At 67.9% G+C, this 24,831-nt stretch carries 24 protein-coding genes and 1 tRNA gene; 14 read left to right on the forward strand and 11 right to left on the reverse strand.

What is annotated here, in order from left to right:
- Window positions 1-46 precede the first annotated feature (46 nt).
- Both QM732_RS05485 and QM732_RS05490 read right to left on the reverse strand, forming a co-directional pair.
- Window positions 47-775 (reverse strand): 2OG-Fe dioxygenase family protein, encoded by a 729-nt coding sequence (locus tag QM732_RS05485; protein ID WP_415655179.1) that lies wholly within the window; start codon window positions 773-775, stop codon window positions 47-49.
- Between the two features lie 16 nt (window positions 776-791).
- Window positions 792-1,820: a CDP-6-deoxy-delta-3,4-glucoseen reductase gene (locus QM732_RS05490; RefSeq protein ID WP_415655180.1), complete on the reverse strand. Its 1,029-nt coding sequence runs from the start codon at window positions 1,818-1,820 to the stop codon at window positions 792-794.
- Between the two features lie 64 nt (window positions 1,821-1,884).
- On the opposite strand from QM732_RS05490, the gene QM732_RS05495 reads away from it, so the two are divergent.
- On the forward strand, window positions 1,885-2,745 hold the full coding sequence (locus tag QM732_RS05495; protein WP_415655181.1) for an NAD-dependent epimerase/dehydratase family protein: 861 nt from the start codon (window positions 1,885-1,887) through the stop codon (window positions 2,743-2,745).
- On the opposite strand, the gene QM732_RS05500 is transcribed toward QM732_RS05495, so the two are convergent.
- Complete coding sequence (locus QM732_RS05500; RefSeq protein ID WP_415655182.1) at window positions 2,742-3,323, reverse strand: rhomboid family intramembrane serine protease; 582 nt, start codon at window positions 3,321-3,323, stop codon at window positions 2,742-2,744. The two genes, QM732_RS05495 and QM732_RS05500, sit on opposite strands and share 4 nt — an antisense overlap.
- A gap of 57 nt (window positions 3,324-3,380) precedes the next feature.
- Window positions 3,381-3,465: transfer RNA gene (locus tag QM732_RS05505), tRNA-Leu, on the reverse strand.
- A 91-nt stretch (window positions 3,466-3,556) separates the two neighbouring features.
- Here QM732_RS05505 and cysM point away from each other — a divergent pair.
- From cysM to QM732_RS05520, 3 genes are read left to right on the forward strand one after another with little or no spacing between them, the layout of a single operon-like run.
- Window positions 3,557-4,453, forward strand: coding sequence for a cysteine synthase CysM (cysM, locus tag QM732_RS05510; RefSeq protein ID WP_415655183.1), 897 nt, complete (start codon window positions 3,557-3,559; stop codon window positions 4,451-4,453).
- On the forward strand, window positions 4,450-4,992 hold the full coding sequence (locus tag QM732_RS05515; RefSeq protein ID WP_415655184.1) for an NUDIX domain-containing protein: 543 nt from the start codon (window positions 4,450-4,452) through the stop codon (window positions 4,990-4,992). Before cysM ends, QM732_RS05515 begins: the two co-directional genes overlap by 4 nt.
- 4 nt (window positions 4,993-4,996) lie before the next feature.
- Window positions 4,997-5,224 (forward strand): sulfurtransferase TusA family protein, encoded by a 228-nt coding sequence (locus QM732_RS05520; RefSeq protein WP_331174970.1) that lies wholly within the window; start codon window positions 4,997-4,999, stop codon window positions 5,222-5,224.
- A 27-nt stretch (window positions 5,225-5,251) separates the two neighbouring features.
- Here QM732_RS05520 and galU read toward each other — a convergent pair whose 3' ends face one another.
- The gene (galU, locus tag QM732_RS05525) at window positions 5,252-6,136 is read right to left on the reverse strand and encodes a UTP--glucose-1-phosphate uridylyltransferase GalU (RefSeq protein ID WP_415655185.1); all 885 of its coding nucleotides are present in this window, start codon (window positions 6,134-6,136) and stop codon (window positions 5,252-5,254) included.
- A gap of 84 nt (window positions 6,137-6,220) precedes the next feature.
- Between galU and QM732_RS05530 the strand changes: the two genes are divergently transcribed.
- Window positions 6,221-7,180 carry an NAD(P)-dependent oxidoreductase gene (locus QM732_RS05530; protein ID WP_415655186.1) on the forward strand — a complete coding sequence of 320 codons (960 nt, stop codon included), beginning with the start codon at window positions 6,221-6,223 and terminating at the stop codon, window positions 7,178-7,180.
- Here the strand turns inward: QM732_RS05530 and QM732_RS05535 are convergent.
- The gene (locus QM732_RS05535; protein ID WP_415655187.1) at window positions 7,174-10,026 is read right to left on the reverse strand and encodes a valine--tRNA ligase; all 2,853 of its coding nucleotides are present in this window, start codon (window positions 10,024-10,026) and stop codon (window positions 7,174-7,176) included. The genes QM732_RS05530 and QM732_RS05535 overlap by 7 nt on opposite strands.
- A 200-nt stretch (window positions 10,027-10,226) precedes the next feature.
- Here QM732_RS05535 and QM732_RS05540 point away from each other — a divergent pair, with 200 nt between their 5' ends.
- From QM732_RS05540 to QM732_RS05555, 4 genes are read left to right on the forward strand one after another with little or no spacing between them, the layout of a single operon-like run.
- Window positions 10,227-10,673, forward strand: a complete 447-nt coding sequence (locus QM732_RS05540; protein ID WP_415655188.1) for a hypothetical protein — start codon at window positions 10,227-10,229, stop codon at window positions 10,671-10,673.
- Window positions 10,673-10,996 carry an ATP-binding protein gene (locus QM732_RS05545; RefSeq protein WP_415655189.1) on the forward strand — a complete coding sequence of 108 codons (324 nt, stop codon included), beginning with the start codon at window positions 10,673-10,675 and terminating at the stop codon, window positions 10,994-10,996. The genes QM732_RS05540 and QM732_RS05545 overlap by 1 nt, the downstream gene beginning before the upstream one ends.
- Complete coding sequence (locus tag QM732_RS05550; protein WP_415655190.1) at window positions 10,974-11,690, forward strand: response regulator transcription factor; 717 nt, start codon at window positions 10,974-10,976, stop codon at window positions 11,688-11,690. The genes QM732_RS05545 and QM732_RS05550 overlap by 23 nt, the downstream gene beginning before the upstream one ends.
- The gene (locus tag QM732_RS05555; RefSeq protein ID WP_415655191.1) at window positions 11,687-12,766 is read left to right on the forward strand and encodes an ATP-binding protein; all 1,080 of its coding nucleotides are present in this window, start codon (window positions 11,687-11,689) and stop codon (window positions 12,764-12,766) included. The genes QM732_RS05550 and QM732_RS05555 overlap by 4 nt, the downstream gene beginning before the upstream one ends.
- Here QM732_RS05555 and QM732_RS05560 read toward each other — a convergent pair.
- On the reverse strand, window positions 12,763-14,253 hold the full coding sequence (locus QM732_RS05560) for an amidase (RefSeq protein ID WP_415655192.1): 1,491 nt from the start codon (window positions 14,251-14,253) through the stop codon (window positions 12,763-12,765). The genes QM732_RS05555 and QM732_RS05560 overlap by 4 nt on opposite strands.
- Before the next feature lie 87 nt (window positions 14,254-14,340).
- Here QM732_RS05560 and QM732_RS05565 point away from each other — a divergent pair, with 87 nt between their 5' ends.
- Window positions 14,341-15,579, forward strand: a complete 1,239-nt coding sequence (locus QM732_RS05565; RefSeq protein ID WP_415655193.1) for a phospholipase D-like domain-containing protein — start codon at window positions 14,341-14,343, stop codon at window positions 15,577-15,579.
- Window positions 15,580-15,692: 113 nt separating this feature from the next.
- Here QM732_RS05565 and QM732_RS05570 read toward each other — a convergent pair whose 3' ends face one another.
- A complete protein-coding gene (locus tag QM732_RS05570; protein WP_415655194.1) occupies window positions 15,693-16,670 on the reverse strand; it encodes a GMP reductase in 978 nt (325 codons plus the stop codon).
- Window positions 16,671-16,862: 192 nt separating this feature from the next.
- On the reverse strand, window positions 16,863-18,170 hold the full coding sequence (locus tag QM732_RS05575; RefSeq protein ID WP_415655195.1) for a DUF3422 family protein: 1,308 nt from the start codon (window positions 18,168-18,170) through the stop codon (window positions 16,863-16,865).
- 93 nt (window positions 18,171-18,263) lie between these two features.
- Here QM732_RS05575 and QM732_RS05580 point away from each other — a divergent pair, with 93 nt between their 5' ends.
- A complete protein-coding gene (locus QM732_RS05580; protein WP_415655196.1) occupies window positions 18,264-19,397 on the forward strand; it encodes a beta-ketoacyl-ACP synthase III in 1,134 nt (377 codons plus the stop codon).
- A gap of 3 nt (window positions 19,398-19,400) precedes the next feature.
- Here the strand turns inward: QM732_RS05580 and QM732_RS05585 are convergent, their stop codons facing one another.
- Window positions 19,401-20,939 (reverse strand): methyl-accepting chemotaxis protein, encoded by a 1,539-nt coding sequence (locus QM732_RS05585; RefSeq protein ID WP_415655197.1) that lies wholly within the window; start codon window positions 20,937-20,939, stop codon window positions 19,401-19,403.
- Window positions 20,940-20,951: 12 nt separating this feature from the next.
- A complete protein-coding gene (locus QM732_RS05590) occupies window positions 20,952-21,767 on the reverse strand; it encodes a transporter (protein WP_415655198.1) in 816 nt (271 codons plus the stop codon).
- A 98-nt stretch (window positions 21,768-21,865) separates the two neighbouring features.
- Between QM732_RS05590 and sbcB the strand changes: the two genes are divergently transcribed.
- The 3 genes from sbcB to QM732_RS05605 all read left to right on the forward strand — a co-directional run bounded on the left by sbcB (window position 21,866) and on the right by QM732_RS05605 (window position 24,699).
- Window positions 21,866-23,299: an exodeoxyribonuclease I gene (gene sbcB, locus QM732_RS05595; protein ID WP_415655199.1), complete on the forward strand. Its 1,434-nt coding sequence runs from the start codon at window positions 21,866-21,868 to the stop codon at window positions 23,297-23,299.
- 82 nt (window positions 23,300-23,381) lie between these two features.
- The gene (locus QM732_RS05600) at window positions 23,382-24,314 is read left to right on the forward strand and encodes a GGDEF domain-containing protein (RefSeq protein WP_415655200.1); all 933 of its coding nucleotides are present in this window, start codon (window positions 23,382-23,384) and stop codon (window positions 24,312-24,314) included.
- A gap of 112 nt (window positions 24,315-24,426) precedes the next feature.
- Complete coding sequence (locus tag QM732_RS05605) at window positions 24,427-24,699, forward strand: flagellar basal body rod protein (RefSeq protein WP_415655201.1); 273 nt, start codon at window positions 24,427-24,429, stop codon at window positions 24,697-24,699.
- The last annotated feature ends 132 nt before the right edge of the window (window positions 24,700-24,831 follow it).

The raw sequence follows: 24,831 nt of genomic DNA on the forward strand, positions 1-24,831 counted from the left end.
AGTAAATAAGAGAACGGCCCCGCTTTTGGCGGGGCCGCCTCGAATTCTACGGACCCTGGAAGCCACCGCTTCGCAGCGTGATGACCAGCGTGTCCCGCCAGCCGCGCTCACCCGCGGCGAGGGGCTGGATGGGCGTGGTTTCGTGGATCACGCGAGCGTCGTCAAGCAGCAGCGTGGTCCACGGCTGCGTCATCGTGAAGCGTTGGCCGGCCGGGCCGTCGGCCTCGAAGACGCGCGACTCTCCGCCCTTGATGCCATGGCGGCCGACCAGCAGCACGGCCACGAAGTCCACGCCATCGCGGTGCGCGCCCTCGGGCGTGGGCCGGCCTATGCCGTCGCTGGTGTCGATGCGAAAGGGGTGGGCCTCGATGAACCAGGGCTGCTCGCCCTTCATCGCGCAGGCGAGCCGGGCCAAGCCCAGCAGCAGGGCCGTCCAGGCGGGCGACGCGGCCATTTCCTGCGCCAGCGGCACGTACCAGCGCTGGATGCCGCCGTGCAGCGCGTTGTAGTCCAGTGGCTGCCAGTGGGCGCGGTGGGGGCTGAGCGTCAGCGTACCGCCATCAGCGACGAAGCAGCCATGGCGGCGGAAGCGGTAGCGTCCGCCGTCGCGCAGATAGCCATCGGGTGGCAGGTCGTCCCAACAGTGCTTGAGGCCATCGAGCTCGGCCGCGGACACGCCCAGCGTGCCGAGCGCTCCCGGGGCAAGGACAGCTTCGCCGTCACGCCTGAGCGCGCTGACGAGGTCGGCAGGATCGGTCCAGGGAGGCTCGAACATCGTGGTTGATGGGGTGTCAGGCGTTGCCGTGCTTGTCAGCTTCGGACGTGAAGGCGTCGGCGTAGAACTCCTCGTCCGGCAGCTTGCACTGCGCGACGAAGTCCCGTTGGGCCGACTCGACCATGATGGGCGCGCCACAGGCATAAACCTGGTGGCCGGACAGGTCCGGCAGGTCGGCCATCACGGCTTGGTGGACGAAGCCGGTGCGGCCCACCCAGCCGGCGTCGGGCTCGGACAGCACAGGCACGTAGTTCAGCGTCGGCCACTCGGCCGCCATCCGGGCGGCCCAGTCGTTCAGGTAGAGGTCGGCCTGCTTGCGCGCACCCCAGTACAGCACCATGGGCCGCGTGGAGCCGATGTGGTGGGCGCGCTCGATGATGGCCTTGATGGGCGCGAACCCGGTGCCGCTGGCCAGCAGCACGATGGGCTTGCTGCTGTCCTCGCGCAGGAAGAAGCTGCCGAACGGGCCTTCCATGCGAAGGATGTCCTTCTCCTTCAGCGCCCCGAAGACATGGTCCGTGAACTTGCCACCAGGCATGTGGCGGATATGCAGCTCGATCTGGCCCGGCAGCGTGTGCGGCGCATTGGCCATGGAGTAGCTACGGCGGGCGCCGTCACGCAGGATGAACTCGACGTACTGGCCGGCGCGGAACTGGAAGTTCTGGTTGGCGGCGAGCTGCATGGTCAGCACGGCCACGTCGGGTGCCGGGCGCAGCATGGCGGCGACGCGGCTGGGCAGCTTCAGCACCGGGAACTCGCCGGCGCCGGGTACCGTTCGCGCTTCGATGGTGCAGTCCGTCTGCGGCCGGGCGCAGCAGGTCAGCACGAAGCCGGCGGCCTCTTCCTCTGCCGACAGCGCCTTGGGCTGGTGGTTGCCGTGGATGACGGCACCTTCGAGCAGCTTGCTCTTGCAGGAGCCACATGCGCCGTCCTTGCAGCCATAGGGCAGGCCGACGCCGTTGCGGATGGCGGCGGCAAGAATCGTGTCGTCGCCTTCGGTCTGGTAGACGCGGCCGGCGGGCTGGATGGTGATCTGGTGGGACATGGGCACAAAAAGCAATCGGCCCGAACTGGGCCGTAGACTGCGCGCCATTTTGCCCGACAGTCCCATGGCTCCACGATTGCTCATCATTGGCTGCGGCGATGTCGGCCTGCGCGTGCTGAAGCTCCTGGCAGGCCGCTGGCGCGTGCTCGCGCTGACGTCCAGCCCCCAGCGCGCGGCGGCGCTCAGGACTGCCGGCGCCGTGCCGCTGGTAGGCAACCTCGACGACCCGCAGACGCTCGCGCGTCTGGCGGGCCTGGCGGATCGGGTGCTGCATCTGGCGCCGCCCGGGCGGGACGGTGATGCAGACATGCGCACCCGGCACCTTCTGGCAGCGCTGGCGCGCCGGCCGCCGGCCGCGCTGGTCTATGCGAGCACGACCGGTGTCTACGGCGATTGTGGCGGGGCGTTGATTGACGAGACCCGTGCGCCGAACCCGGCGACGGACCGGGCGCGCCGACGCGTCGATGCCGAGGCGCAACTGCGCGCCTTCGGTCGCCGCCACGGCACGCGGGTGGCCCTGCTGCGCATCCCGGGCATCTACGCCCGTGACCGCGAGGGCGGCCATCCGCGTGAGAGGCTGCAGCGCGGCACGCCGGTGCTGCGCCGCGAGGATGACGTCTTCACCAACCACATCCATGCCGACGACCTGGCCCGCGCCTGCATGCTGGCCTTGCTGCGCGGCCTGCCGCAGCGCGCCGTCAACGTCTGCGACGACAGCCAGATGCTGATGGGTGACTACTTCGAGCTGGCCGCTGACCTGGGGCACCTGCCGCGCCCCGAGCGCATCACACGCGCAGAGGCTGTCGAACGCCTGGGCGCGATGCAGCTGAGCTTCTGGAGCGAGTCACGCCGGCTGGCGAATGCGCGGCTGAAGGGGGAGCTGCGGCTGAAGCTGCGCTACCCGACGCCCCGGGAAGGCCTCTAGCCGCGCCGGCGCGGCGAGCGCCAGTGACGGATCAGCAGCCAGGCGCCCAGCATGCCGCCCAGATGGGCGAAGTGGGCGATGCCGCTGGAGCGGCTGAAGCCGAGGATGAGTTCCAGGCCGCCGAAGATCGCGACGAAGTACTTGGCCTTCATCGGGATGGGCGGGATCAGCGGCACGATGATGCGGTTGGGGAACAGCATGCCGAAGGACAGCAGCAGGCCGAAGATGGCGCCCGAGGCGCCCACCGTCGGTGAACCCGAGCCGATGGCCCAGGTGAAGATGAGCTGCACGATGGCCGCACTGAGCGTGCTGGCGACGAGGATCTGCGTGTAGCGCTTCGGTCCCCAGACGCGCTCCAGCTCGCCGCCGAACATCCACAGGCCGAGCATGTTGAACAGCAGGTGCGTGAAGTCGCCGTGCAAGAAAGCGTAGGTCACCACCTGCCAAGGCAGGAAGGCACCCGTCGCCAGTGGCCAGAGTTCGAACCAGAAGGCCAGGCGCGGGAAAAGCTCGAAGAAGCAGAAGAAACCGACGCAGGCCAGCAGGAAGGCTTTGGTGACCGAAGGCAACGGAGGCATGAGGTCGCGGCTGTACGCCGGTGAGGCGCTCAAGGAGGATGGGGTCGCCGTTTCGCCTGGTGCCCGGGGCCGGACTCGAACCGGCACACCTTGCGGCGGGGGATTTTGAGTCCCCTGCGTCTACCGATTTCGCCACCCGGGCCCGTCGGAAACAGCTGCTCGCTTGTGAAGCGAGGGGCGGATTATGCACTCGTCAAGCGTAGTGTTTGGCAGCCGCTGCCACAATCGCTGCCATGAGCTATCCGACCCTCGAAGATGTCATCGGTGCCACGCCTCTTGTGCGCCTGCAGCGGCTGCTGGGCGACGACACGCGCGGCAACGTGGTACTGGCCAAGCTGGAAGGCAACAACCCGGCCGGTTCCGTGAAGGACCGTCCCGCCATCAGCATGATCAAGCGCGCCGAGGAGCGCGGCGAGATCAAGCCGGGTGATACCTTGATCGAGGCGACCTCGGGCAACACCGGCATCGCATTGGCAATGGCGGCCGCCATCCGCGGCTATCGCATGGTGCTGATCATGCCGGAGGATCTGTCCATCGAACGCGCGCAGACGATGAAGGCCTTCGGCGCCGAGCTGATCCTCACGCCGCGCACCGGCGGCATGGAATACGCTCGCGACCTGGCCGAGCAGATGGCCCGCGAGGGCAAGGGCCGTGTGCTGGACCAGTTCGCCAACGCCGACAACCCGCGCGTGCACTACGAGACCACTGGCCCCGAGCTGTGGAAGGACACGAACGGCCAGATTACCCACTTCGTCAGCGCGATGGGTACGACGGGCACCATCACCGGCGTGTCGCGTTTCCTGAAGGAAAAGAACCCGGCCGTGCGTGTCGTCGGCGCCCAGCCGGCCGAAGGCTCGCGCATTCCGGGCATCCGCAAGTGGCCCGAGGCCTACCTGCCCAAGATCTACGACCCCAGTGGCGTCGATGAGCTGGTGCTGGTCGGCCAGAGCGATGCGGAGGACATGGCGCGCCGCCTGGCCCGTGAGGAGGGGCTGTTCGCCGGAATCTCGGCGGCGGGGGCCTGCTGGGTTGCGCTTCAGATAGCGAGGCGCGTCGAGAACGCGACCATTGCCTTCATCGTCTGCGACCGCGGCGACCGCTATCTGTCGACGGGCGTCTTTCCTGCATGACGACCTACAGGTTCTGCCCGCTCTGCGCGAGCGAGCTGGCCCTGATCACACAGGCCGAGGACGGGGGCGACAAGGAGCGCCTGCGTTGCACGGCCTGCAGCTTCACGCACTGGAACAACCCGACGCCGGTGCTGGCAGCCGTCATCGAATGCACGGATCGCGATGGTCAGGTGCTGCTGGCCCGCAATGCGGCGTGGCCGGGCCGCTTCTTCGGACTGATCACTGGCTTCATGGAAGCCGGCGAGTCGCCCGAGGAGGGCATACGCCGAGAGATCGCCGAGGAGACTTCGCTTGAGGTCGATCGCTTAAGCCTGCTGGGCGTCTGGGATTTCCAGCGCATGAACCAGATCATCATTGCCTACCATGCCGAGGCGCACGGCGAGATCCGCCTGTCGCCCGAGCTGGCCGAGTACCAGTTGTTCGCACCCGAAGCGGTACGCTGCTGGCCCCAGGGCACGGGCCAGGCGCTGGCGACCTGGCTGCGCCGTAGGGGCGTGGAGCCGCAATGGCTGGACCTGGCGGACATGAAGCGAGAATGAGCCGATGGACGTCCAACGCGAGATTGACACCCGGGGCCTGAACTGTCCCCTGCCCATCCTCAAGGCCAAGAAGGCCTTGGCCGAGATGCTCAGCGGCGAGCTGCTGCGCGTCGTGGCAACCGACCCCGGCTCGATGCGGGACTTCCAGGCGTTCGCTCGCCAGACGGGCAATGAGCTGGTGGAGCAGAACTCGTCGGGTGACGAGTTCTTCCACGTTCTCAGGCGACGCTGACGCGCCCCCCTGCTCGGGGCCTCCGGATTACAGATCCAGGCCCTTCAGGAAGTCCTTGAAGCCGGGGCCCAGCTGTGGATGGGCGAGCGCCAGCTCAACATTGGCCTGCAGAAAGCCTTCCTTGCTGCCGCAGTCGTAGCGCTTGCCTTCGTAGCGGTAGGCGAACACCTTCTCGCGGCGCAGCAGGCCGGCGATGCCATCGGTCAGCTGGATCTCGCCGCCCACGCCACGTGGCTGGCTGGCGATCTCGTGGAAGACGCCCGGCGTGAGCAGGTAGCGGCCGGCCACGCCAAGGCGCGACGGTGCCACCTCGGGTGCCGGCTTCTCGACGATGCGGTTCACGTCCATCAACTGGTCATTGACCTGCGTGCCGGCGACGATGCCGTAGCGGCGCGTGTGCTCGGCCGGCACTTCCTGCACGGCGAGTATCGAAGCACGCCAGTCCGCGAACTGCTCGACCATCTGTTTCAGGATGGGAGTCTCGCCAACCATCAGGTCATCAGCCAGCAGCACGGCGAAGGGCTCGTTGCCCACCAGACGCTGGCCGCACAGCACGGCGTGACCCAGGCCCAGCGCCTGGGGCTGGCGCACATAGATGCACTCCATGTCGTCGGGCTTGACCGAGCGCACCACGTCGAGCAGCTCCTGCTTGCCTGCCTGCTCCAGCGCCACCTCCAGCTCGAAGGTCATGTCGAAATGATCCTCGATGGGGCGCTTGTGGCGGCCCGTCACGAAGATCATCTCGCGCACGCCGGCAGCATAGGCCTCCTCGACGGCGTACTGGATCAGCGGTTTGTCGACGACCGGGAGCATCTCCTTGGGCTGTGCCTTGGTGGCCGGCAGGAAGCGGGTGCCCAGGCCGGCGACCGGGAAGATGGCTTTGGTGATCGGCGATTTGGGCGAGGCGGCCATGGGCATACACTGGATTGGCGGGGTCGCGAAGATTGTGTCACGGGGTTGTGACGGGCCGCCCCTTGAGTCGGGCTCTTACAAGCAATGACAGTCTTGATCCTGGAACCGCTGGAAGCCGACGTGGTGCAGTGGCTGGCCGAGCGCCACGACGCCCGCTTTGCTCCCGAACTCGTCGGCGACGCGCGCGGCCTGCGCGCGGCCCTGCGGGACTCGCGGGCCCTCATCGCGCCGCCCGAGGTGCGTGTCGACGCGGAGCTGTTGCAAGGTGCGCCGGTGCTGCGCGCCATCGGTCGCGCCAGCGGAGGCGCCGAGAACATCGATGTCGAGGCCTGCCGCAAGGCGGGCGTGGAGGTCGTGCGCTCGCAGCGCTCGACGGCCAGCGCGGAGGCAGAGTTCGCCGTCGGTGCGTTGCTCAGCTTGCTCCGGCGCGTTCCCGTCGAGGGCAGCGATGGCCTGAAGGTGGGCCGTGAACTGGGCTGTTCGACCATCGGTCTGCTCGGGCTTGCACCGGCGGCCCAGGTGCTGGCCCAGCTGCTGCACGCCTTCGGATCGCGCGTCGTGGGCTATGACCCTGGCCTGCATCCCAGCGACGCGACCTGGGCGCGCTGGGGCATCGAGCCCGTGAGTCTGGGCGAGCTTGTCGAGCAGAGCGATGGCCTGGTGCTGCTGCTGTCCTACTTCGAGCGTTTTCGTGGCCTCATCGGCGAGCGCCAGCTGGAGCGCGCGCGCGCTGGCCAGGTACTCGTCGGCCTGAGCCAGTCCGGCCTCGTCGATGAGGTGGCGCTGGGGCGGGCCTTGCGTACCGGCAAGCTGCGTGCGGCCTGGTTCGATAGCCTGGAGCCAGGATGGCTCGAAGCCGGGCGGCCGCTGCACGGCGCCACGACGCTGCAGGTCACGCCACGGCTGGCTGGCACCACGCGCGAGTCGCGCGTGCGTGCTGCCTGGGCGGTTGCACGCGGCCTCGACGAGCTGCTGGGCACCGTGCCGGGCAGCAAAAAGAAGTCCGCCGACAAGATCGCGGCCAAGGCCGCCGACTATTACTGAGTCGGTTGGGCCGGCAGGCGGGCCAGTTGCTCGCGCAGGCGTGCCACCGTTTCCTTGAAGCCGGCCACGCGGCCGCGCTCCTGCTCGACGACGGCGGCCGGGGCACGCGCGACGAAGCTCTCGTTGCCGAGCTTTGCCTCGGCCTTGGCGATCTCGCCCTCCAGGCGCGTGGCCTCCTTGGTCAAGCGGGCGCGCTCGGCTTCGACGTTGATCTCGACCTTCAGTGCCAGCTTGGCCGCACCGTGCACCAGCACGGGCGCCGTGGCGCTTTGCTTCGCGAACTCGGCCTCGTCGGCGATCAGCTCGACGGCGCTGAGCTTGGCCAACACCTTGAGCACGGCGGCCGCCTCGGTCAGGAATGACAGGTCACCGCCCACCAGCAGCGGCACGCGGTCGCTGGGGCTCAGCGCCATTTCGCCACGCAGGCTGCGCGTGATGCCCACCACGTCCTTGAGCTGAGCCATCCAGGCATCGGCGCTGGCGTCGATGCGCTCCGGCTGGGCGACCGGGTAGGGTGCCTGGCCGATGTAGGCCACGGCCTTGCGGCCGGCCACGGGGGCTACGGTTTGCCACAGCTCTTCAGTGATGAAGGGCGCGATGGGATGAAGCAGACGCAGCGTGGTTTCCAGTACTCGAATCAGCGTGCGGCGCGTGGCACGCTGCTGGCTCTCGTCGCCGTTCTGGATCTGCACCTTGGCAATCTCCAGGTACCAGTCGCAATACTCGTCCCAGACAAAGCTGTAGATGGCGTTCGCCACGTTGTCGAGGCGGTACTCGGCAAAGCCCTGCGCCACGGCGGCCTCCACGCGCTGCAGCTCGCTGGTGATCCAGCGGTCGGCGGGACTGAAGACGTTGTAGCCGGGCGGGCAGGCGCCTTGCTCATGTGCAAGACCGCAGTCCTGGCCCTCCGTGTTCATCAGCACGAAGCGCGTCGCGTTCCAGAGCTTGTTGCAGAAGTTGCGGTACCCCTCGCAGCGTTTGGTGTCGAAGTTGATGTTGCGGCCCAGCGTTGCATAGCTGGCCATCGTGAAGCGCAACGCGTCGGCGCCGTACGCTGGCATGCCGTCAGGGAATTCCTTCTTCACGCGGGCCGCCACCTTGGGGGCCGTCTCGGGCTTGCGCAGGCCGGTGGTGCTCTTCTTCGTCAGCGTCTCCAGGTCGCAGCCCTGGATGAGGTCGACTGGGTCCAGCACATTGCCCTCGGACTTGCTCATCTTCTGGCCCTGCGAGTCGCGCACCAGGCCGTGGATGTAGACGTCCTTGAACGGCACCTGGCCGGTGAAGTGCGTCGTCATCATGATCATCCGGGCAACCCAGAAGAAGATGATGTCGTAGCCCGTCACCAGCACGGACGACGGCAGGAACAGCTGCTGCTCCAGCGTCTTCTCGGGCCAGCCGAGCGTCGAGAACGGCACCAGGGCCGACGAGTACCAGGTGTCCAGCACGTCGGGGTCGCGCGTCAGCTCGCCGACGTAGCCGGCAGCCTTGGCACGTGCTTGTGCCTCCTCTTCGCTGCGCGCGACAAAGAGCTCGCCGCCCGCGCCGTACCAGGCCGGGATCTGGTGGCCCCACCACAGCTGGCGCGAGATGCACCAGTCCTGCAGGTTGTTCATCCAGTGGTTGTAGGTGTTGACCCACTGCTCGGGATGGAACTTGACGGCCCCGGTGTCGACGGCAGCGATGGCCTTGTCGGCGATGCTCTTGCCGTCCGCACCGGGCTTGGTGGTGGCGACGAACCACTGGTCGGTCAGCATGGGCTCGACGACCTGGCCGGTGCGCTCGCAGCGAGGCACCTGCAGCTTGTGCTTCTTCACTTCGACGAGCAGGCCCAGTGCCTCCAGGTCAGCCACGATGCGCTTGCGCGCGACGAAGCGGTCCAGGCCGCGGTAGGTCTGGGGCGCGTTGTCGTTGATCTTGGCCTGCAGGTCCAGCACCGAGATCATGTCCAGCCCGTGGCGCTGGCCGACGGCGTAGTCGTTCGTGTCATGCGCCGGCGTGACCTTGACGACGCCGGTGCCGAACTCACGGTCGACGTAGTCGTCGGCGATGACGGGGATCTCGCGGTCGGTCAGCGGCAGCTTGACGAGCTTGCCGATCAGTGCGGCGTAGCGTTCGTCCTCGGGGTGGACCATGACGGCCACGTCGCCCAGCATGGTCTCGGGCCGCGTGGTGGCCACGACGACCGAGTCGATGCCCAGGGCAGCCTTGATGCTGCCGTCGCCATCCACCAGCGGGTAGCGGATGTGCCACAGCGAGCCGTCCTCTTCCTCCGAGCTGACCTCCAGGTCGGACACGGCGGACTGCAGGACGGGGTCCCAGCTCACCAGGCGCTTGCCGCGGTAGATCAGGCCTTCCTCGTAGAGGCGAACGAAGGTCTCGACAACCACCTTCGAGAGCTTCTCGTCCATCGTGAAGTACTCGTGGCCCCAGCTCACCGAATCGCCCAGGCGACGCATCTGGCTGGTGATGGTGTTGCCGGACTCCTGCTTCCAATCCCAGACGCGGGCGACGAAGTTCTTGCGGCCCAGGTCGTGGCGGTTCTGCCCGGCGGCCTGCAACTGGCGCTCCACGACGATCTGCGTCGCGATGCCTGCATGGTCGGTGCCAGGCACCCACAGGGTGTTGTGGCCCAGCATGCGGTGGTAGCGCGTCAGGGAGTCCATCACCGTCTGGTTGAAGGCGTGGCCCATGTGCAGCGTGCCGGTCACGTTGGGCGGAGGCAACTGGATGCTGAACGAGGGCTTGGCCGTGTCCAGGGTCGGCTCGTACAGGCCGGCGGCCTCCCAGGTCGGGCCCCAGTGGGCTTCCAGGGCGGCGGGTTCGAAGGACTTGGCGAGTTCGGTCACGGGTGGGTCTCGGCTGGCGCCCCGCGGGCCTGGGGGCTTCACGGGGCTTGTCGTCAGGGGAGGGAACCCGCGATTTTAAGGGTCACCCCCGATACAAAACGAAACCCGGCGATACCGCGTCGAGATGCTCTTCCGAGGGGCTGCCGGAATCATGAGTGCCATCCCAACGACAGGGCCTCGAGCGCCCATGGACGCACACCATGAACTTTTTTCGCCGCTGGCACGCCCACCACGAGTTCCGCCACCACTTTGGCCACCACTCTCATGGCCATCGTTTCAGCCATCACACTGACGCTGACGGCTTCGTCGAACACCTCCTCGCACGTGTGGGTGCCAAGCTGGACCTCGACGATGGGCAGCAACGCCGCCTCGAGGCCTGGTTCGACCAGCTCCAGCAGCAGCGCGACGCGCTCAAAGGCCTGGCGCGCGGCCCTGAGCTCGTCGGACTGATTGCGGGGGAGCAGTTCCCGCGCGAGTCAGCCCAGCAGCTGCTAGATGCCAAGCTGGACGCGCTGCGGGCCGCCGGTCCTGGCTTGCTCGGCAGCTTTGCCGACTTTTTCGACTCGCTGGACAGTGAGCAGCGCCAGATGCTGCGCTTCATGATGCGGCGTTTCGGCCATTCGCGCCGGCATGGGGACGCGGCGTGATGGACGTGCACTGCGCAAAGCAGCCGCGTGGCCGCTTCGTGCCCGTCATCGACCGCAATCGCTGCGAAGGCAAGGGCGGCTGCATGGCCGTCTGCCCCTTCAATGTGTTCACGCTGGGCAAGCTCCCACCCGAACAGCGCCGAGCATTGAGCCTGTTCGGCAAGCTCCGTGGCATGGCGCACGGCTGGGAGCAGGCCTTCACGCCCAACGCACAGGCCTGCGAGGCCTGTGGCCATTGCGTCAGTGCCTGTCCCGAGCGGGCCATCACGCTGGTGCGGGCCGGGCAGAATCCATCGCGCCATGCATCGACTGCTGTTGATTGACGACGACGAGGCCCTCGCCGGGCCGCTGACGCAATACCTTGCCCGCTTCGACCTCCAGCTCGAAGCCGTCACCCGGCCAAGCGTTGCGCTGCAGCGCTTGGCCGCTGAGCGTTTCGATGCGCTCATCCTCGACGGCATGCTGCCCGAGATGGATGGCTTCGAGTTCTGCAAGCGTCTGCGCGGGGGCAGCGATGCCTGGCGCGACATGCCCGTCCTGATGCTGACGGCGCGTGGCGACCTGACCGACCGCGTCGTGGGTCTGGAGCTTGGTGCCGACGACTACCTGCCCAAGCCCTTCGAGCCGCGCGAGCTTGCGGCGCGGTTGCAGACCATCCTGCGCCGCACACGCTTCGCGCCGCCAGCGGCTGCGACCGCAGTACCGCAGCCAGCCGTCAAGCTCCGCTTCGAGGGCATGGAGATCGATACCGCGCGCCGCGAGGTGAAGTGCGCGAGTGGCCTGGTCGAGCTGACCGGCACGGAGTATGAGCTGCTGCTGATGCTGGCGCGTGAGCCGGGCAGGGTGTTCTCGCGCGACGACATCCTGAACCGGCTTCGCGGCCAGGAGGCGGAGCTGTTCACGCGAGCCGTGGACATCCTCGTCAGCCGGCTGCGGCGCAAGCTGGAGCCTCTGGCGGCACTGAAGACGCTGCGCAATGCGGGCTACTGCTTCGCGCTCCCGCAAAAGATCTCATGAGGTCGCAGCATCCCTACGACCACCGCTGGCGCGAGCGCTGGGAGCGCAAGAAGGCCAAGCGTGCCAGGCGCATGAGCCGCGACTGGGAGTACCGATGGCGGGTCCGCCACCGCTGGCACCAACGCTGGCATCACCAGCACGCGCGTTTCAAGCACTCGCTGGGCGCGCGGCTGATCGCCATCTTCGTCATTCTGGCCTGCCTCAGCAGCGCCATCCTGTGGCTGTCCATGGGCAGCGCCTACGGACTGCTGTGGGCCGTGCCAGCCCTGCTGCTGGTCACGGGTGCGGCCTTTGGCATGATCCGGCACATGGTCGGCCCGCTGCATGCGCTGGCCATCGGTGCCGAGGCTTTCCGGCGCGGCGAGTTCTCGCATCGCGTCCCCATCATTCACGGTGACGAGATCGGCGACCTGGCGCTTCGCTTCAACCAGATGGCCGCTGACATCCAGGCCATGCTGGACGGCAAGCGCGCGTTGCTGCTGGCGATCAGCCATGAGTTGCGCAGCCCGCTGACGCGTGCCCGGCTGCACGCCGAGCTGGTCGGCGAGGGCGAGTCGCGCGATGCGCTGCTGCAGGAGCTCGCGCAGATGCGCGACCTCATTTCGGCGTTGCTGGAAAGCGAAAGGCTGGGTAGCGGGCACAGTGCGCTGCAGTTGTCCGACTGCGATCTCGCCGTGCTTGCACGCGAGCAGGCGCAGCCCGGGCTGGAACTGCGCATCGACCCTGACCTGCCAGTGTTGCAACTGGACCGGCTGCGCCTGCAGCTGTGCCTGCGCAATCTGGTTCAGAACGCGCTGCGCCACAACGATGCGGCACGCGGCACCGTGCAGCTCAGCCTGGCCCGGGAGGGGGCGGGTGTGCGGGTGACGGTGCGCGACTTCGGCCCGGGCGTGCCGCCTGCGGCGCTGCCTCAGCTGGGCCAGCCCTTCTATCGGCCGGACGAGGCGCGCACCCGCCATGGTGGGGGTGTGGGCCTGGGACTGTGCCTGTGCCGCCTGGTAGCCGAGGCTCATGGTGGCCGGCTCGAACTGCGCAACGCCGATCCGGGCTTCGAGGCTTCGGTGCGCTTCGGCTAGGGCGGGATGCGGTCGAACCAGGGCTGGGCGGCTTCGAGTTCGGTGGCCAACTGCAGCAGCAACCCGTCCTCGCCCGGGGCCGCGTTGAACTGGACGCCCAGTGGCAGGCCGTCGGCCGTCCAGTGCAGTGGCAGCGAGAGGGCAGGCGTGCCGGTCAGGTTGGCGAGCTGGGTGAAGGGGACATGGCGCAGGTTGTCTGCGGCCATGTGTTGCACGATGCCGTCCAGCAGGCTGGCGCGCTTGAGAAGGCCCAGCACGCCCGAGGCCCGCAGCGCGTTGAACGCGGCCAGCTGCAGGGCTGGCGGATCGCCGGTGCCATGTGCAATAGGAGGTGAGGCCAGCGTGGGTGTCAGGTAGACGTCGTAGCGCGAATGCAGCGCGGCGAGGCTGCGGGCGTAGTCGTTCCAGCGCAGCAGCTCTAGCGTCAGCCGCTCGGCGCTGGTGGCACGGCCAAGCGTTGCGATGAGGCGGGTCAGCGGCTCGAAATCCGCTTCGCTTCCGCCAGCCGCGACAACCTGGCGCAGTGTGGCCGGTACCTGGCCGAAGTAGATGTGCAGGTAGCTGTTGGCAAGCGCGCGGCCGTCGAGGTCCGGGCGGGCCGGCTCGACGGCATGCCCGAGGCCTCGCAGCAGCGCGACCGTGCGCTCGACGGCCAGCCGGGCTTCGTCGTGTACCGGCTCGCCGATGGGCGAATCGGCGCTCCAGGCGATGCGCAGGCGCCGCAACGGGGTGCGCAACTGTGCAACGAACGGCGTATCCGGCGTGGCCAGCGCCACCGTGTCACCTGGCTCGGGGCCTCCGAGGACGTCCAACGCTAGTGCCGTATCACGCACGCTGCGCGAGATGACGCCTTCGCTGCAGGCACCGAACCAGACCTCGCCCGCGCCCGGACCGGCGGAGATGCGTCCCCGCGAGGGCTTGAGCCCGACCAACCCGCAGCAGGCTGCCGGGATGCGGATGGAGCCGCCACCATCGTTGGCGGCGGCCATCGGCACGACGCCCGCCGCCACGGCTGCGGCTGAACCGCCGCTGCTGCCACCCGGAGTGCGGCCGACGTCCCAGGGGTTGCTGCTGCGGCCGAAGGCCTGCGGGTCGCTGACACCCTTGAGGCCCAGTTCAGGCGCGTTGGTCTTGCCGAAGACGACGAGGCCGGCATCCAGCAACCTCCGCACGACATGGGCATGCTCGCGCGGTGGCGGCAGGCGGGCATAGGCGCGGCTGCCGCAGCTCGTGGGCACGCCGGCGTAGTCCTGGGCCACGTCCTTGATGAGGCCGGGCACGCCAGCCAGCGGGCCGTTGCCGATGCCGCGCGCCAACTGGGCGCGGGCCTCGGCCTCCATGAGCCGGCAGACCGGACGCAGCTGCGGTTGCACGGAGGCCAAGCGGGCGAGAGCCAGCTCCAGCAGGTTTTCGGGGCGGATGCTGCCGGTGGCCACCTGGGCGGCCAGGGCGGTGGCATCGTGGCGACGGTAGTCGTTGAAATCCATGGCGTGTCCTGTCGGGCGCGAACCGTCATTCTGTCCGTCGGCCCCGCGACGGCTACATTGCGGGCGCTTTTTGCTGAATACACCGCCATGAACACCTTCCTCCGCCTGCCCGCCTTGGCACTGGGCGTCCTGACCAGCCTCGCCTGCCTGAACGCCCCGCCGGCGCGGGCCGAGTTTTCGATTCCGGGCTACGAACTGGTCTACACCGCCCCGGCCGAAACACGCCTGACAGCACCAGACCTGCGCGAGCCCGTGCAGGTCTGGCGAGAAATGTTCGATGCCGCCCGCGAGGAGATCGTCATCGGCCAGTTCTACGTCGCTGGCCGCGACGGCGAGGCACTGGACTTGTTGATAACCCGCCTTGAGGCTGCGCTGGCCCGTGGCGTGAAGGTGCGCTTCCTGATGGAGGCCAAGGGCCAGCGCCTGTCCGAGCCGGCGACGCTGGCGCGGCTGCAACGCATTCCCGGGCTGGAGTTCCGCCTGCTGGACTACAGCAAGATCAGCGGCAACGGCATCATCCACGCCAAGTATTTCGTCGTCGACCGGCGTGAGGCCTATGTGGGCAGCCAGAACTTCGACTGGCGTTCGCTCAAGCACATCCAGGAGGCAGGCCTGCGCATCACGGACCCGGCGCTGGTGGCCGAGGTGCAGGCCGTGTTCGAGCAGGACTGGCAGGCCCAGGCCTTGGTGGCTGCCGGCCAGGTCGTGCCCGCGCTGGTGCAGCCGGCGGCACCGTTCGACATCGCGCGCAAGGCCTTCCTGCTGTCCAGTCCGCGCGCCTGGAACCCGCCTGGCGTGGGCGACTCCGAGGAGGTGCTGCCGCGCCTGCTGGCCCAGGCGCGCAGCGAAGTGAGGGTGCAGTTGCTGGACTATGCGCCGCTGTCGTACGCACCCGGGCAGCGGCCCTTCTACCCCGTCATCGACAACGCAATCCGGGCCGCCGCAGCTCGCGGCGTGAAGATCAAGCTGATGGTGTCGAGCTGGAACACCGAGCAGCCGGCCATCCATCACCTGAAGAGCCTGGCACTGCTGCCAGGCATCGAGATCCGCGTCGTGACGCTGCCGCGCGCCAGTACCGGTTTCATCCCCTTTGCGCGGGTCATCCACACCAAGGCGATGAGCATCGACGGCGAGGTCGCATGGGTGGGAACCAGCAACTGGGCCGGCGGCTATCTGGACAAGTCGCGCAACCTGGAGGTGGTGCTGCGTGACGCAGCCATGGCCGGGCGGCTGGCTGCCTTGCATGAGCTGGCCTGGAGTTCGCCGTATGCGGAGCCTCTGGACATCAACCGCCAGTACCCCAAGCCATCCAAGGGTGAGCCCTGAGCCTGGTCACAGGTGTAGCTGTTCACCCGCGTTCCGGCTGCATCCCCTGCAGGCGCGTCACATCGTGGGGCTCGTGCTGACTTGCTCGGCGCACGGCGCCCCACGGACGCGTTTCACATGAACAAGTGCTCGCCCGCGTTCTCTCCGCCCAGGATCACGTAGTTGACCTTCTTCAAGTCGGCCAGCTGCGTGCCGCCGGCATAGGAGATCGAGCTCTGCAGGTCTTCCTGCATCTCGCGCAGCGTGTCGCCGAGCCTGCCCTTGACCGGCTCCAGGATGCGCTTGCCTTCTACGTGCCGGTACTCGCCCTTGTTGAAGTCCGACGCCGAGCCGTAGTACTCCTTGTAGAGCTTGCCGTCGACCTCGACCGTGTTGCCAGGCGACTCCTCATGGCCGGCGAACAGCGAGCCGATCATGACCATGGACGCGCCGAAGCGCACGCTTTTGGCGATGTCGCCGTGGTGGCGGATACCCCCGTCGGCCACGATGGGTTTGGTGGCCACGCGGGCGCACCATTTCAGCGCTGACAGCTGCCAGCCGCCCGTTCCGAAGCCGGTCTTGAGCCGGGTGATGCAGACCTTGCCCGGGCCGACGCCGACCTTGGTCGCGTCTGCGCCCCAATTCTCCAGATCGATGACGCCCTCGGGCGTGCCGACGTTGCCTGCGATGACGAAGGCCTCGGGCAGCTTGTGCTTGATGTGGGCGATCATGCGCTGCACGCTTTCGGCGTGGCCGTGCGCGATGTCGATGGTCAGGTAGTCGGCACCGACGCCCTCGGCCGCGAGCCTGTCGACAAGCTCATGGTCAGCCGGCTTCACACCCACACTGAGCGAGACAAGCAAGCCCTTGTCTCGCATGTCCTTGGCGTAGGCCAGGCTGTCGAGGTCGAAACGGTGCATCACGTAGAAGTAGCCCTCGCGGGCCAGCATCTCGGTGATGGGTTCGTCCACCACGGTCTTCATGTTGGCCGGCACCACCGGCAGCTTGAAGCGGTGCGGACCGAACTGCACGGAGGTGTCGCAGTCGGAGCGGCTGTCCACGCGGCACTTGCGCGGCAACAGCAAGATGTTGTCGTAGTCGAAGATTTCCATGTCAATGGTGTTCACAGTTGCGGCGCGCGTTCGTGCAGTGCGCGACCTGGGCTGCGAGCGCTTGACTTGCTTCGGCAAGAGGGCTGGCACCCTCGACGGCCGGGAGGCCGTCACATCGCAGTCCAACTTCGCTTGCGAAGTCAAGACGCGACGCGCCGGACCGAAGACAAAATTTGGGCCCGGTGGCCGATTCTAGTGGCCGAAGAATTTACGGTGGATCCGCCTGGTCGTCCACCAGACGCCAGTCAACACGACGGGGATGGCGGCACCGGCCGCAAGTTCTGGCGATACCGGCAGCCAGCCTTCGGTCTTCAGCGCCTTGAAGAAGTACAGCAGCAGGCTGACGACGTAATAGGTAATGGCCGCCAGCGACAGGCCCTCCACCGTGGCCTGCATGCGCAGTTGCGTGCGCTGGCCGTCGCCGATCTGGGCCAGCAGCTGCTGGTTCTGGACCTCCGTTGCGATGTCTACCCGCGTACGTAGCAGTGCGCTGGCGCGCTCGATGCGCCGCGACAGCGCGTCCAGTCGCTGCGCGGTTGCCGACACCGTCGCGATGGCCGGAGACAGCCGGCGCTGCATGAACTCGCCCAGCGTCTGCGTGCCGGCCACCTTGCCCTCATGCAGCTCATCCAGCCGCGCCGCGACGATGGCCTGGTAGGCCTCGGTCGCTGCGAAGCGGTACTGGTGCTCGGCCGTTGCGTGCTCGACGCGGGCGGCGGTGGAAATCAGGTCGTCCAGCAGCTCCGCCTCGGACGCGCCGCGTCGTTCCAGCCGTGCCGTGATGCCGGCGAGCGTCGCTTCCACCTCGGCCAGCGTGGCACCCAGTGACTTGGCCGCGGGCAGGCCGCGCAAGGCCATCAGCCGGTAGGTCTCCAGCTCCAGCAGGCGCTGGCAGATGCGCCCGGCGCGGGTCTCTGGTGTGCCGGGCTCGGCCAGCACGACGATGTGCTCGAAGCCGGTCGCACGCAGGCAGAAGTCGGTGACGACCAGTGAATGCCCGCCCATGGTGGAGGCGACGACGGCATGGGCGCCAAACCATGCCTGGGCCTCCGCCAGCGCGCTGGGCGCGAAGGTCAGCGGCCGCTCGGCCATGACCAGCTTGATCGCCGCGATGGTGCGCCCTGGAATGCGGCCCAGCCAGGCAGCGTCCACGCGCAGCGGCAGTGCGTCCAGCGTCTGCGCGCCGGGCTCCGCGTCGGCCGGCAGCGGCTGCACCACTGCGTAACGCGTGAACTCGGCGTGACGTTCCCATTTCAGCGAGAACTCGCCGCAGCGCAGGCGCAGGAAGTTGGCGTTCAGCGCGTCTGCTGCCAGCGCGTGCTGGCCAGGCAACTGCCGCAGGTGGGCATGTTCGTCAGCCCGGCTGACGCCATCGTTCAGCACCGCGACGTGGATGATGACGGCGGGCAGCCGGATACGCGGCGGCGGTCGCGCGTGCACCTCGTTGTGCAGCGCCAGGCGCAGGCCGTCGTCGGGCGGAAGCAGGCTGTCTTCGTGCATGGCGCTCCAGAGTAGTGCGGAGTGATGGCACCAGCGTGGCTCAGTAAGATTCGAGCCTTCGTACTTCGGCAGGCGGCATCGCCCGGCTACTCTATGCAAGCTTCATTCCCGGCCGTGGTCATCAGCGGCACCGGCCTGTACCGGCCGCCGCACGTCATCACCAACGCCGAGCTCGTCGAGGCCTTCAACCGCTACGCCGATCTGCAGAACGCCGAGCATGCCGGGGCCATTGCCGCCGGCGAGCGTGCGGCCATGACGCATTCCAGCGTCGAGTTCATCGAGAAGGCGTCGGGCATCAAGCAGCGCTACGTCATCGAGAAGGACGGCGTGCTGGACCCGACCCGCATGTACCCGCGCTTCGCGCCGCGTCCCGACGACCAGATTTCGCTGATGGCCGAGATCGCCGTGGACGCGGCCCGCCAGGCGCTGCAGGTGGCCGGCAAGACGGGTGCCGACATCGATGCGGTGCTTTGTTCGAGTGCCAACATGCAGCGAGCCTACCCGGCGATGGCCGTGGAGATCCAGCAGGCGCTGGGTGCTGGCGGCTACGGTTTCGACATGAACGTGGCCTGCTCGTCGGCCACCTTCGCGCTGGAGCAGGCCTTTAACGCGGTGCGCTCGGGCGCGAGCAAGTGCGTGCTGGTGGTGAACCCCGAGATCACCTCGGCCCACCTGGAATGGCGTGACCGCGACTGCCACTTCATCTTCGGCGATGTCTGCACGGCCCTCATCGTCGAGCGCGCCGACACGGCCACCAGCGCCGACCAGTGGGAGATTCTCGGCACGCAACTGGCCACGCAGTTCAGCAGCAACATCCGCAACAACTTCGGCTTCATGAACCGCGCCGAGGACCGCGACCCCAATGCCCGCGACCTGACCTTCTACCAAGAGGGCCGCAAAGTCTTCAAGGAAGTGGTGCCCATGGCCGCCGCCCACATCGAGGCCCACCTGGCCAAGTTGGGACTGGAGCCGACGCAGATGCGCCGCTTCTGGCTGCACCAGGCCAACCAGGGCATGAACCAGCTGGTCATCAAGAAGCTGGTCGGCGCCGACGCTGGCAGCGAGGTCGCGCCGCTGATCCTGAACGAGTACGCCAATACGGCGTCGGCGGGTTCCATCATCGCCTTCCATGAGCACCATGGCGACCTGACGGCTGGCGAGACGGGCGTCATCTGCTCCTTCGGCGCCGGCTATTCCATCGGCAGCGTGGTCGTCAGGAAACGCTGAGCCTCAGCGCGGCAGCCTGAACTGCGCCACCAGCGCGGCCAGCCGGGCTGCCTGATCCTTCAGGCTCTCTGCCGCCGCGGCACTCTGTTCCACCAGGGCCGCGTTTTGCTGCGTCATCTGGTCGAGCACGGCGACGGCCGAGCCCACCTGGCCTATGCCCTGGCTCTGCTCATGGCTGGCCGAGCTGATCTCGGCGATGAGGTCGCTGACCTTGCCCACCTCGGCGACGATGCTCTGTACGGTCTCGCCCGCCCGGCCCACCTGCTGGGCACCGGCCTCGACGCGCGCCACGCTGTTGCCGATCAAGTCCTTGATTTCACGTGCTGCAGTCGCCGAGCGCTGTGCCAGTGAGCGTACCTCCGCGGCCACGACCGCGAAACCGCGGCCCTGCTCGCCGGCCCGGGCAGCTTCCACGGCCGCGTTCAGCGCCAGGATGTTGGTCTGGAAGGCGATGCCGTCAATGACACCGATGATGTCCGCGATTCGCCGCGAGCTGGCCGAGATCTCGCCCATCGTGCTGATGACCTCGCCCACCGCCGTGCCGCCGCGCTCGGCGACGCCGGCGGCCGAGCGCGCCAGCTCGGTGGCGCGCTGCGCGGTCTCGGCGTTGTTGCGCACCGTCGCGGTCAGCTCTTCCATGGCGGAGGCGGTCTCCTCCAGGCTGCTGGCCTGCTCCTCGGTGCGTTGACTGAGGTTGGCGCTGCCGGTGGCGATCTCGGCCGAGCCGGTGGCGATCGAGTCCGCGCTGGATCGCACCTGGCCGACGATATGGGCCAGACTGGTGCCCATCTGCTCCAGCGCCAGCAGCAGGTGGCCGGTCTCGTCACGGGTGTGACCTTCGACGTGATGGCTGAGGTCGCCGGCCGCCACCGTCTGCGTATGACTGACGGCTTGCTGCAGCGGCAGCGTGATGCGGCGTGCCGCAACGAGGTTGAAGCCCAGCAGTAGCGCCGCACCGACGATTGCAGCCGCGACCAGCAGCAGCCGTGCGCGCGATGCCGAGGCCGCGCCGGTCGCGTCGGTCTCCTTGGCGAAGGCCTCGATGAGGTCGCTGAGCTGCTCCATCTCCGCCTCCAGCGCCTTGAAGGCCTTGCCGAAGACGGGGAGTCGTGCTTCCGCGGCAGCCAGGTCCCTGCCGGCCAGCGCAACCACCTCGTTGGCACTTTCGATGTAGGCGTTGAGCTGTGTCTGGGTCTTGCCGATCGCGGCGGAAATCGCAGGGCTGAGCTCCAGGGACTTGAGCTCGTCCATGTGTTCGCGGAACGCCCGCGTATGCCCGCTGATGTCCCTCTGCGCATCGGTGACCTCGGCCGCCTGGCCCTTGAGACCGCCCATCACCGCGCGCAGCACGTCGCCGCGCAGCGCGTCGTGCATCATGTCCGCTTCCAGCTGCGAGCGCAGCGCCGAGTTGGAGCGCGCCACGGACTCAGCCGTGCTGGACAGCGTGCCCAGGGCCAGATAGCCCACTACGCCGACGAGGGAAACGAAGAACAGGCCCAGCAGGCTGAGGGCCAGCAGGCGCTGGCGGATGGTGAGGCTCATCGCTGCGTCTCCTCAGAAGCGGGCGGACAGGCCGATCGTCCAGGCCAGGTCGGGTGCGTTCTTGCTGATACCGCGGAACAGGGCTACGTCCACCTGCAAGTCGCGGCCGAGCAGATAGGCCAGGCCGGTGTCGAAGGTGACGACGCTGCCCCCATGGCGGTTGGAAGCGAGCTGCTGGCCCGAGACCTCGACGAAGCCGCGCAGCCTATCGGTCAGCGACTTGCCGACGACGCCGGCCAGGATGGCGCCGACGAAGTGCCGGCCGCCCTCGTCACGGTCGCGATAGAGGCCCGGCATGACGCCGAATGACCAGCCGCCCGCGAACTCCCATTCGGCCACGAAGCGCAGCGAAGGTCGCAAGCCCTGGCCGCGGAAGCTGCCCGAGCCGCTGTCCACGTCCACGTGCAGCAGCCAGCCCAGCCCAGGCGTGCCGGCCTCCTCGTCGCCATCGTGCTGATGCCACTTGACGCCCACCGACAGGTCAGACCAGCCGTTCTCCCGCGTCGTGAGCCCGGCGGCATCCGTCCGCTGCCGCAGTCGGCCGTCGGTCTCGAAGCGCAGCTCCCAGGCCTCGGCGACGCCGATGCGCAGCAGCGTGGGGGTGCTGGCCAGTCGCGTCCTCACGCCGCCCTGGCGATCCCGCTCGAAGGCCATGCTGGTCTCGAGCTGGAAGCGGCCCTTGCCGACCACGTCGCTGGATTCCACGAAGTCCGGGCGGTCGGTGGCAATGGTGTCGTCGTCGGCCCTGGCTTGGCCGGTGATCCCCGCCAATGCCGTCACGAGTGCGAGGGCCGGCCAAGCGTCAAGCAGTGCTGCGTGGGTCTTCAAGGCCGGCTCCCATCCTTTTGCGACGTTCGGGCCACTCTAGCGGAGGCCATCCGGCTTGGCGACGGGGCGTCCTCCAGGGCTTGCGCTATCGTGACAACATGAGCGACCTGAGCTTTTTCTGGCATGACTACGAGACCTTCGGCCGCGTGCCGCGCCGCGACCGGCCGGCGCAGTTCGCCGGCCTGCGCACCGATGCCGAGTTGAACGAGGTCGGCGAGCCGCTGATGCTCTACTGCCAGCCGGCCCCCGACTACCTGCCCGACCCCGAGTCCTGCTTGCTCACTGGCATCCTGCCCCAGCATTGCCTTGAGCGCGGCGTGCCGGAGCACGAGTTCGCTGCGGCCATCGAGACGGTCCTTGCCCTGCCTGGCACCGTGGGCGTGGGCTACAACAGCATTCGCTTCGACGATGAGGTGACGCGGCACCTGTTCTGGCGCAACCTCATCGACCCCTATGGTCGCGAGTGGCAGAACGGCTGCGGCCGCTGGGACCTGCTGGATGTCGTGCGCTGCGCCTATGCGCTGCGGCCCGACGGCATGGAATGGCCCCGGCACGAGGACGGCCGCCCCAGCTTCAAGCTGGAGCATCTGACAGTGGCCAACGGGGTGGCGCACGAGGCCGCGCACGATGCGTTGTCGGACGTGCGCGCCACCGTTGCGCTGGCGCGCAAGCTGCGCCAGGCACAACCCAAGCTGTGGGACTTCTGCGTGAAGCTGCGCAGCAAGCAGGCCGTGTGGGACGAGATCGGTGTGGGCAAACCCTTCCTGCACGTCTCGGGCATGTATGGTCCGGAACGTGGCTGTATCGCCATGGTCTGGCCGCTGGCGCCGCACCCGACGAACAAGAACGAGTTGATCGTCTGGGACTGCAGTGTCTCGCCCGAAGAACTGCTGACCCTGAACGCCGAGGCTATCCGCCAGCGCATGTTCACGAAGCAGGATGAGCTGCCCGAGGGCGTCACGCGGCTGCCCATCAAGACCATTCACGTCAACAAGAGCCCCATCGTCATCGGCAACCTGAAGACGCTCAGCCCGGCCATGGCCCAGCGTTGGGGCCATGACGTCGAGGCTCAGCTCGCGAGCGCCGGGCTGCTGGCCGAGAAGGGGCGGCTGCTGGACGGCCTGTGGGCGGAGGTGTTCCAGCGCGAGCCATTCCAGGCTGCCGATGTGGACGAGGACCTCTACGGCGGCTTCATCGGCAATGAAGACCGCCGCGCGCTGAACCGCGTGCGCACGACGCCGCCTGAGCAACTCACCGAGCGCGCGGCCCAGGGCAAGCTGGCCTTCCAGGACGGGAGGCTGGACGAGCTGGTGTTCCGCTGGCGGGCGCGCAACTTCCCGCAGGCGCTGTCTGCCGAGGAGGCCGAGCGCTGGCACGCGCATCTGAGTGCAAGGCTGCACGAAGGCGAGGGTGGTGCCCAGACGCTGTCGGCCTTCATGGAGCGCATCGACCAGTTGGGCGAGACGGCGGATGAGCGCGGGGAGGGGATTCTGTCTGCGCTGTACGACTACGCCGAGCAGATCGCACCCTGAGGCCGATCCCGTGATCGGCTGCATGGTCTAAAGCCTGCAGTCCTGCGATAGTTGGGCCTGAAGATCGATCCGGAGACACTTCATGAGCAGCGCCGCCCCCGCCCGCAACGAGGACACCACCGCCGCCCGCCTTCGCGCCCTGCTGGTGCGCGCGCCGATGGCGGTCGCCTTTGTCCGCGGCCAGTGTTTTGAGGTCGTCAGCGAGGAGTTCAACCACCTGTTCGGCTTTGGCGACGACAGCGACCTGGCTGGCCAGGGGACACGGGTGGTCCACACGACCGACCTGGCTCACGCAGGGCTGAACGAGCGCGCCGCAGCGGCCTTTGCCGCTGGCCGGCCGCTGGACGAGGAGATCGAGTACGTGAAGCGGGACGGCCACCGTTTCTGGGGCCGGCTGCAGGCCACGCCGGTGCACTGGGAAGCTCCCGGGGACGAGGCGCTGTGGATCGTCGAGGATGTGACGACGGCCAGGGCGCAGCGCCTGCAGCCGACCTGGACGGCCAAGCACGACGCGGTCACTGAGCTGGCCAACCGCCGGGAGTTCGAGCGCCGGCTGGCCGAGCATGTCGGCAGCCGCCGCAGCGAACCAGTGTCGGTGCTGTGGCTCGACGTCGACAGGTTCGGCGAGGTCGTCAAGGACATGGGGGCCGAGGTGGGGGACCATTTCCTCTACGGCCTGGGCCAGATGCTGATCGGCAAGGTGCGAGCCTCCGACCTTGTCGCACGCCTCGAGGACGACCATTTCGCCATCCTGCTGCCTGACTGCGACCAGCACTACGCGCAGATCATCGCCGAGAAGGTGCGCTCCGCCGTTGCCGGCTACCGGCTGCGCTGGGGCCTGCACCGCACGAGGGTGAAGGCGTCGCTGGGGGTTGTTCAGATCCAGCCGGCGCTGACGACCGTGGAGGCGGTGCTGGGCGCCGGCGCACTGGCCTGCGCCGAGGCCAAGGCGGCGGGTGGCGACAGCGTGCGGGTCTTCGTGTCCGCCGGCGGCTACGAGGAACTGGCGGGCTGAAATCACGCTTTCGGGCGGGGTGATCCCCGGAAATGCGGGATTTTTCGCTGGATGTTCTAAAGTTCGGCTCAGCCCGGCCGATGTAGCGGTCGAAGAGCCCAGGACTGAAGCCATGACCGTCGCTTTCTCAACCGCCCTGTCCGGCATGTCGTCCGCCAACGAGCGGCTTCGTGCGTCGGCGGCCAATATCGCGAACCTGGCAACCAGCAACCAGGACCGTCTGAGCCCGGAACCGACGAATGTCGACAAGGTGCCGGAGCGCGAGATCAATCCGGCCAACGAGGTGGTCGAGCAGCAGTCGGCCGCTTACGCCTTCGTCGCGAACCTGAAGGTGTTGCAGACGCAACTCAACACCACCGGCGCCTTGCTGGACATCAAGGCCTGAACATCATCCAACCGGCGCGCAAGCGGCCCTGAGGCAACTCGGGCCGCTTTTTGTTTGGGCCGGCTGTCGGAAACCGCACACCTCCCGAACTCGCCCTACGAGCTGGATCAAGGCCTTGCGGAAGCTGCGCTC

The organism is Roseateles sp. (assembly GCF_047654805.1).
Lineage (GTDB): Bacteria > Pseudomonadota > Gammaproteobacteria > Burkholderiales > Burkholderiaceae_C > Pelomonas.